Source organism: Prosthecobacter sp., from assembly GCF_049294395.1.
In the GTDB taxonomy this organism is placed as follows: Bacteria; Verrucomicrobiota; Verrucomicrobiia; order Verrucomicrobiales; family Verrucomicrobiaceae; genus Prosthecobacter.
Genome location: NZ_JBAQCR010000211.1, coordinates 43327 through 51141, shown reverse-complemented (window position 1 = coordinate 51141; position 7815 = coordinate 43327). Strand labels below are relative to the sequence as shown.

Below are 7815 nucleotides of genomic sequence, written 5' to 3'. Positions count from 1 at the left end.
GATCCATGCACCGCCCGCCGGCTTGGACAAGATGATGCCGGCGCGGATCATCTGCTCCTCCATTTGCAGCGCCAGTTGCGGGAGTTGTTTCAGCTTTTCCACGTTTTCAGTTTTGTTCAGCCGTCGCAGACGCCCGAGGCATGATGAAAGCTCGGCAGCGTCCAGATTCTCACGTCGCAGGACGGCATCCATTCCCAGGAAGGGTTTGCCTGCCCATATCGTCTCCGCCATTTTTTCCTGAACTTGAAGCAAAGACACCAGCTCTTCACGGGAGGAGCTGCAGGCCCGCTCAGACGCCACCAGCAGATATATGATAGGCACCTTGAGCTGGGTTGAGTCATAAAGGCTGTGAGTGCCGTTGTGAGTCAGCTTGGTCAGCCACGGATCCGTGACTACCACAGCCTCCACCTGCCCGGCCTGCATGGCTGGTTCCATCTCCGACTGAAACATGGGCACCATTTCGACTTCTGTCATCGTCATGCCCACGCTTTCCAGCGCATTCGCCAGAAGGTAGGAGCCGGCGCTGCGCTCTACTCCTACTCGCTTGCCCTTGAGGTCCTGCAGCCGTTGGATCTGAGGGCGCGCCAGAACCGCATCCGCTCCTGCAGACTGGCTCAGCACCTTGAGCACCTTCAGCTTTTGCCCCGCCTCCCGCATTCGCAGTGCGCTGTCCAAGGTCACCACCGCCACATCTGCGGCACCACTGCCAAATGCCCGGACCACGGCGGATGACCAGGTGATTTCAATGATTTGAAAGCGGTTCGGTGGCAGGATTTGCAGGTCGCCCGCCACCAGCAGTGGCTCGGCAGCCGGCCACACGCCAGGGACGATCCGAAGGCGGCTTTTTTTCTCGTGATGCGGGCGAAATGCGGCCGCAAGCAGCAGAATGGCCAGCAGAAGGGGCAGGAAGCGTTGCAGCAATGCCATGAGTTCTTTCATCCTGTCAGAATGCAACAACCAGACGCATCATGTCCACTTTTGCTTGCACCAGAGTTTTCATTTCTTTTCTGGCCACGGCGAGAGCCTCCGCTAAGCTGAATGTATGGCTAAAGATATTCCAATCGTCTCGCGTCGTCATTTTCTGACTGCCAGCGCCGCCGCGCTTGGTTTTCCCACCATCATTCCCGCCACGGCTCTCGGCAAAGGTGGCCGTCCTGCGCCTTCGGAGCGCATCACCGTCGGTGCCATTGGCTGGGGGACGATTGCAGGTGACTGGACGCCCTCCTTCCTCAACAACGCCAAGTGCCAGGTCATCGCCGTGGCTGATCCCATGAAGGAGTACGGCCACTACGGCTACGATGGCAAAAGGACCGGTGGGCGTGAAGCCGGCAAAAAGATCATCGACGCGCATTACTCCCAGTCGGCAAACAAACCGGTCAAGGCCTGTGCCGCCTATTCGGACTTTCGCGAAATGATGGAGAAGGAAGACCTCGATGCCGTGCAGGTTTCCACTCCAGACCACTGGCATGCCTACCTGGCCATCTATGCCGCGCGCAAAGGCAAACATATCTACGGCCAGAAGCCCCTGGCGCTCAACATCGCCGAAGGCCGCCGCATGAGCGATGAAGTCGCCAAGGCTGGCGTCACCTGGCAGACGGGCAGCCAGCAGCGCAGTGATCAATACTTCCGTCTTGCCTGCGAGATGACGCAGAATGGCCGCATCGGCAAACTCAAGCGCGTGCGCGTCGGCCTGCCCGGAGGCCACTCCAACTGGAATGGCATGGCAGACCAGATCAATCCAGCACCGCTGCCGCCCGACTTCGATTACGAGATGTGGCTCGGCCCTGCCGAACACATGGACTACCGCCCAGCCTTGCTGCCGCTCAACTGGCGTCACAACTTCAATTTCTCCGGAGGCATGATCACAGACTTCGGCGCACATCACATCGACATCGCCCAGTGGGGCATGGGCACTCAGCTCAGCGGCCCCGTCGAGTTGCGCAATGTCTCCGGCACGATGGACAAGGCGGCGCTCTACAACACGGCCTCCGAGTTTGCCTTTGAGTGCGTGTATGAAAACGGCCTGGTCATGCAGGTGGCCAGTCCGACGCATAAGATCATGCCTGAAGTGGAGGCCGCGCTGGCCACGCCGAATGCGAAAAAGCCCTTCGACCATGTGGGGGTTCTGTTTGAAGGCGATGATGGCAAATGGATCTACGTCAACCGCGGCAAGATCACCGCCAGCAGCCCTGACATTCTGCGCGAGAAGACCCGACCTGAGGAAATTCATCTCTACGAGAGCAAGGACCACACAGACAACTTCCTCTCCTGCATCTACGATGGCAAACCGACGGCGACTCCCATCGAAGTCTCGCACCGCAGCATCACCATCGCGCACCTCGCAAACATTGCCCTGCGCAGCGGCAGCACCGGCTTGAAGTGGGATCCGAAAACGGAGACCATTGCAGACAATGCCGCTGCTTCCAGTCTGCTGTCCAAGGAATGGCGCAAGCCGTGGGTGCTTTGATTCAGCGTCTTCTAACACCATCGCATGCCAAAACATTCCCTGACATCGCACTGGTGCAGCGTCCTCCTCCTGACGATCTTCGTGGTACTTGGGAGCGTCGCTCCCATTGGAATGCGGGCGCAGGATACGATCAAGATCGGCCCGCTCCAGCCCTTGCAGACACTGCCCTCTCTGGGGCCGGCAGCTCCGGTCGCGCCGCAGATGAAAGGCCCGCTGCCCCAGCCTGCCCCTCAGGCAGGAGTTCCGGCAGCAGCTCCGGCAGCCACTTCACCCGAGATTACACCGCCTGCAGTCCCGTCTGCCGCCGCGCCGCCGCCATTGCCCACCAGCAGCACAGTCACCATCACAGCGCCGATTGCCCAGGCGTATCTCTACATCGAGCCCTACCAGACGCGCTTTGAAGTGCTCTTTGATGCGGCCACCGTGCTGGCCTGGCTGGCACCTGAGGCTGCACTGCCGGCGGCGCTCCCGGCCGACCAGCAGAAGCAAATTGTCGACACCATGGCATCGCGTGCCTCGGACTGGTGCTCGTTAAGCGTCGGCGATCAGGCGCTGCAAGTGCCGATGCCCTTGGTGGCGGTGATCAAGGGCTTGCCCGGGAATACTCTGCCCTTGAAAGAGGGGGAAGAAGTGGCCCTGAATCAGGCGCTCGTCGGATTCATGTGGGAGTTTGCCACACCTCCGGGGCCGGATGAAATGAATGTCACTTGGAAAGGCTGGATCAAAGGCACCACCAAGCTGCCGGTGCGTGTCTTCTTTGGCCCCTTGAGCGAGACCGGGGAAATACACTCAACGATCAAAACATTCCGCTGGCGCAATCAGGGCCGCATGCCGCGCCCGGCCCCGCTTGTGGCTGTGCCACAGATTCCATTACCGCAGCCATTTCGCCTGCCACTGGGCGGCATCCTCTGGCTCGTTGCCGGCCTCGCCTTTTACATCTACCTCAAGGTCAAAGATCACAAGCTTCCGGGGGGCAGTCTGCCGTACTTTTTCGTCTGGCTGCTGGGTGGGGTGCTCATGAGCCAGCTGCTCGTGCTGCCCATTTATACCGGACCTGCCGCTCAGGCCATTACCCAGGTTGCTCAGGCGCAGAAGATCGTCTCTCCGCTGCTGCGGAATGTCTATCGTGCTTTCGATCATCACGCCGAGTCAGACGTTTATGACGTTTTGGCCCGCAGTGTGGATGGCGAGCTTCTGCGCAAACTTTATCTCGAAACCATCCAGGCCCTTACATTGGACGGTCGTGAAGGCACCCGTGTCACCATTGCCGAATTCTCCGCCACGGTGGACAAAGTGGAAGCCAATCCCAAGGGCGCAGGCTTCATTGCGGATTGCAACTGGATGGCCCGTGGCATCGTCGGCCACTGGGGCCACAGCCATCCACGCGTCAATATTTACAACGCACGCATCACCATCATCCCGGTGAAGGATGAATGGAAGCTCACCGGCCTCGAAGTTCAGGAAGTTCGGCGGCTGTAGGCGGGTAATTTCGTTTTATGCCAGTCTGTCTGCAATGAGACGCCTCATTGGTAACGTATGACTCCCATCATGCGCCAGTTGCTTCTCCTCCTTGCCATCCCCGTTTTCGCCGCAGATCTCCCTCCGGATAAAGGCAGTATCATCCCCGAAAGTGGCAAACGCCCCGGCGTCATCACTGGCAAGGCGTCCCTCCCTTTGCCGAAGCACGATCTTCCTGACGGCTACACCCTCGAAGTCGCCGCCGCCTCCCCGCTCGTCACCCATCCCATCATGGGCTGCCTCGATGACAAGGGACGTCTCTTTGTGGGCGATGCTGTTGGTGTGAACTGGAACAAGGCGCAGCTCGAAGCGAATCCGCCAAACCGCGTCCTCCTGCTCGAAGACACCGACAAGGACGGCACCTTCGACAAGAGCACCGTCTTTGCCGACAAGATGACCTTTCCGCAAGGCGCCTGCTGGTTGAACGGCAGCCTTTACGTCGGCTCACCACCAGGCATCTGGAAGCTGACCGACACTGACAATGATGGCGTCGCCGACCAGCGTGAAATGATCGTCGGTGGTTTCGACTACACCGGCAACGCCGCCGACATCCATGGCCCTTTCCTTCATCCCAATGGCCGCCTCTACTGGTGCCATGGTCGCAAAGGTCACAAGGTCGCGCAGAAGGACGGCACGATGGTGGATGAATCACTCGCCTGCGGCATCTGGAGCTGCAAACCCGACGGCAGTGACGTCGCCTGGCATTCCCTCGGCTGCGGTGACAATCCCGTTGAAGTCGATTTCACTCGTGATGGCGACATCATTGGCGTGCAGAACCTCTACTACAGCCAGCCCCGTGGCGACACCATCATCCACTGGCTCTACGGCGGCATCTATGAACGCAGCGATCAGCTCAAAGCCATCGCCCATCTGCCGCGCACCCTCGAAACCATGCCCGTCATGTACAACTTTGGCCACGTCGCCGTCAGCGGTTGCTGCTTCTGGAAAAACTATCAGGCCAGTAACCAAAGCGCTCAGCAGTTCATGGTCACCCACTTCAACACCCAGCGCCTCGTCCGCATGGAGCTCACCCCCAGCGGCAGCACGTACAAGGCCGTCGAAAACGAGTTCCTTCGCCTCCACAATCCCGACATCCACCTCACCGATGTCATGGAAGACCCGCGCGACGGATCCCTCCTTCTCTTTGACACAGGCGGCTGGTTCCGCATCGGCTGCCCCGCCAGCCTCATGGCCAAGTCAGATCTGCTGGGGGCTGTGTATCGGATCAAGCCGAAGAAGCCGCAGCTCGCCATTCAGAGCACGAATGAGTCCTTCCACAAAAGTGATCTCCAATCGCAAATCGTAGCGTTGAAGTCGAATGATGAGCACGCACGGCGTCAGGCCTTGGAATGGACAGCGAAAAATCTGCCGCAGGAAGGTGAGGTCATGAGCGTGCTGGGACAGTTGCTGGATCAGGAGCTCGATCCAGCATCAGAGCACCTTTTAATTTACGCGCTTCGTCAAATGAAGCCCCCCTTTCACAGTGGTCCTGCCTCGGACCGATATATGAGCCGTTGGCTGTTGGTTGAATTAGCCCGTCACGGTTCCGAAAAGAGCTTTGCCAGCATTGTCGAAAACTCGCTTTCTCGTCTTGTTCCTGAAATGTCCCCCCCTCTGGCTGATGCAATCCGGAGATCGCTCGAAGTGATGCCAGATGGCGACCAAATAGCAGCTGCGGCTTTCACGGAATGGCTCAAAGCATCCGACATCACACAAGGAAGAGTGGCATTCATCAAACAGGTCATTTCCGGACACCTCGCGAAGCCATCCGCGCAGTCGCTCATGACAGCCATGCTCGGACATGGCTTGGTGGATGTCCGCATGGCGGCTTTGAGCATCCTCGCCGCCCAAACCTCGGGCATTACCAACGAGGCCTGGCTTCCCCCTCTCGACAAGCTCCTTGCCGAATCTCCCACACCACTCGTTTTCGACGCCATCAAGAGACTGAAGACCCCGCACTTCGACGCCGCGCTCCAAACCATCGCCAACGACACCAAGCGTCCGCTTGCCATTCGTCTCAAGGCCCTCGACTCCGCCAAGTCCGTCAAGCTCACTGGCGAAACGTTCACGATGGTCAAGGGTGTGCTCGCGGATGCCGCCTCTTCTTCCGCCGCCAAGATTCAGGCCGCAAGCATGATCGCCAGCGCGCCTCTGGCAAAACCACAGCTTATCGAGCTCGCACCGCTCTTTGCCACCTTGGGCCCCGTCGAGCTCAAATCGCTGCTCGGCATCGTCCGCAAAACGAAAGACTCCGAAGTCGGCAGCACTTTCGCACGTGAAATTGCGAAAAATCCTGTCATCGCCAGCCAGCAGGAAAGCGCTTACCGCACCGCGTTTAGCGATCTGCCGCCGGAGATTTTTGAAACCGTCATCCTGCCAGCGTGCAACGCCGCCGTAGCCGCCTCCGAAGCCAAGAAGCGCCAGCTCGGCCCGTTGGCAGAGAAGGTCATCGCCAGCGGCAATGCCGCGAATGGAAAAAAGAACTTCGAGATGGGGAAGGGGACTTGCATCGCCTGCCACAAGATCGGCTCGGCCGGTCGCCCCATCGGTCCTGATCTCTCCCACATCGGCGCCATCCGCACCGAGCGTGATCTGCTCGAAAGCATTCTCTTTCCCAGCAACACGCTCGCCCGCGATTACGAAGCGCACGTCATTGAGACGAGCGATGGTCAGCAGACTTTAGGCGTGATCAAATCCCACACCGCCGAAGGCCTGCTCGTCATCGACATTGCCGGCCAGGAAAAGACCATCGCGCACCAGACCATCGCGGGAGACACCACCCTGATCACCAGCCTCATGCCGCAGGGCCTCGATCAAACCATGCCCGAAGTCGATCTCCTCGACCTCGTCGCCTGGCTGCGAAGCCTGAAGTAATCACACTACTCCGCCAGCAGCATCTGCTTCGCTGCCTGCAGGTGCTTCTTTTGTTCCGGCGGCAGTTCGGGATACTTCAGTTTCATGCTCTTCATCTCGGCCAGGATCGCGGCGCTGACGATGAGACGCATGTTCTTCTTGTCATCCGCAGGGATGACATACCAGGGGCAGTCTTCAGTGGCGGTGACGCGGATGGCATCTTCATAGGCCTCCATGTATTCCTTCCAGTGGCCGCGCTCGCCCACATCGCCTTCTTCAAATTTCCAGTTCTTGCTGGGAGTGTTGATGCGGTCGAGAAAGCGCTTCTTCTGCTCGTCCTTGGACACGTTGAGGAAGAATTTGAGGATCAAGATGCCGTTGCGGTGGCAGTAGGCCTCGTAGTTGCGGATGTCTTTGAGCCGGTCCGCGAAAAGCTTGTCAATGTTCTTCGTCGTTTGCGCGGGCAGGCGCTGCACCTTGGTCACGATCTCGGGATGCACCCGGCAGACGAGAACCTCCTCATAGTAGCTGCGGTTGAAAATGCCGATACGTCCGCGTGGCGGCATCACACGGGTGGTGCGCCACATGAAGTCATGGTCCAGTTCGGCCGATGTGGGGCGCTTAAAGGCATGCACCTCCACGCCCTGCGTGTTCACACCGCTCATCACGTGCTTGATCGTGCTGTCCTTGCCGGCGGCGTCCATCGCCTGAAACACGAGCAGCAGCGCCTGCCGGTCCTGTGCATACATCTTCTGCTGCAGGTCGTCGATCTCCGTGCGGAACTCGGCGATGAGAGACTCATAGTGCGCATCGTCCTTGTACAGATCCTTCACCTTCGTCTTCGCCTTCTTGATGCGAAACGGTTTGCCATCGGGCACGCGGAAATCATCGAGGTCGAGTTTGAGTTTCATGAGGTCAGAAAAGTAGATGGCAGGAATTAACAGCAATGCCACCCGATGAACAGAAGGAACTGAGCG

5 protein-coding genes are annotated in these 7815 nt (G+C 58.9%); 3 read left to right on the top strand and 2 right to left on the bottom strand.

Annotated elements, in window-relative coordinates; all coding sequences use genetic code 11:
* Positions 1-939, bottom strand: a 939-nt coding sequence (locus WAW39_RS14155; RefSeq protein WP_422319851.1) for an ABC transporter substrate-binding protein, incomplete at its 3' end; no start/stop codon positions are given.
* A gap of 103 nt (positions 940-1042) precedes the next feature.
* On the opposite strand from WAW39_RS14155, the gene WAW39_RS14150 reads away from it, so the two are divergent.
* The 3 genes from WAW39_RS14150 to WAW39_RS14140 all read left to right on the top strand — a co-directional run bounded on the left by WAW39_RS14150 (position 1043) and on the right by WAW39_RS14140 (position 6859).
* Positions 1043-2467 carry a Gfo/Idh/MocA family protein gene (locus tag WAW39_RS14150; RefSeq protein ID WP_422319850.1) on the top strand — a complete coding sequence of 475 codons (1425 nt, stop codon included), beginning with the start codon at positions 1043-1045 and terminating at the stop codon, positions 2465-2467.
* A 24-nt stretch (positions 2468-2491) separates the two neighbouring features.
* Positions 2492-3946: a hypothetical protein gene (locus WAW39_RS14145; RefSeq protein ID WP_422319849.1), complete on the top strand. Its 1455-nt coding sequence runs from the start codon at positions 2492-2494 to the stop codon at positions 3944-3946.
* 69 nt (positions 3947-4015) lie between these two features.
* Positions 4016-6859, top strand: coding sequence for a PVC-type heme-binding CxxCH protein (locus tag WAW39_RS14140; RefSeq protein WP_422319848.1), 2844 nt, complete (start codon positions 4016-4018; stop codon positions 6857-6859).
* Between the two features lie 5 nt (positions 6860-6864).
* Here the strand turns inward: WAW39_RS14140 and WAW39_RS14135 are convergent, their stop codons facing one another.
* On the bottom strand, positions 6865-7749 hold the full coding sequence (locus WAW39_RS14135) for a polyphosphate kinase 2 family protein (protein ID WP_422319847.1): 885 nt from the start codon (positions 7747-7749) through the stop codon (positions 6865-6867).
* Between the last annotated feature and the right edge of the window lie 66 nt (positions 7750-7815).

Bases quoted from the DNA above. Each gene is read 5' to 3' on its own strand.
- WAW39_RS14145 (WP_422319849.1), top strand. From the start codon at position 2,492: ATGCCAAAACATTCCCTGACATCGCACTGGTGCAGCGTCCTCCTCCTG.
- WAW39_RS14140 (WP_422319848.1), top strand. From the start codon at position 4,016: ATGCGCCAGTTGCTTCTCCTCCTTGCCATCCCCGTTTTCGCCGCAGAT.
- WAW39_RS14135 (WP_422319847.1), bottom strand. From the start codon at position 7,749: ATGAAACTCAAACTCGACCTCGATGATTTCCGCGTGCCCGATGGCAAA.
- WAW39_RS14150 (WP_422319850.1), top strand. From the start codon at position 1,043: ATGGCTAAAGATATTCCAATCGTCTCGCGTCGTCATTTTCTGACTGCC.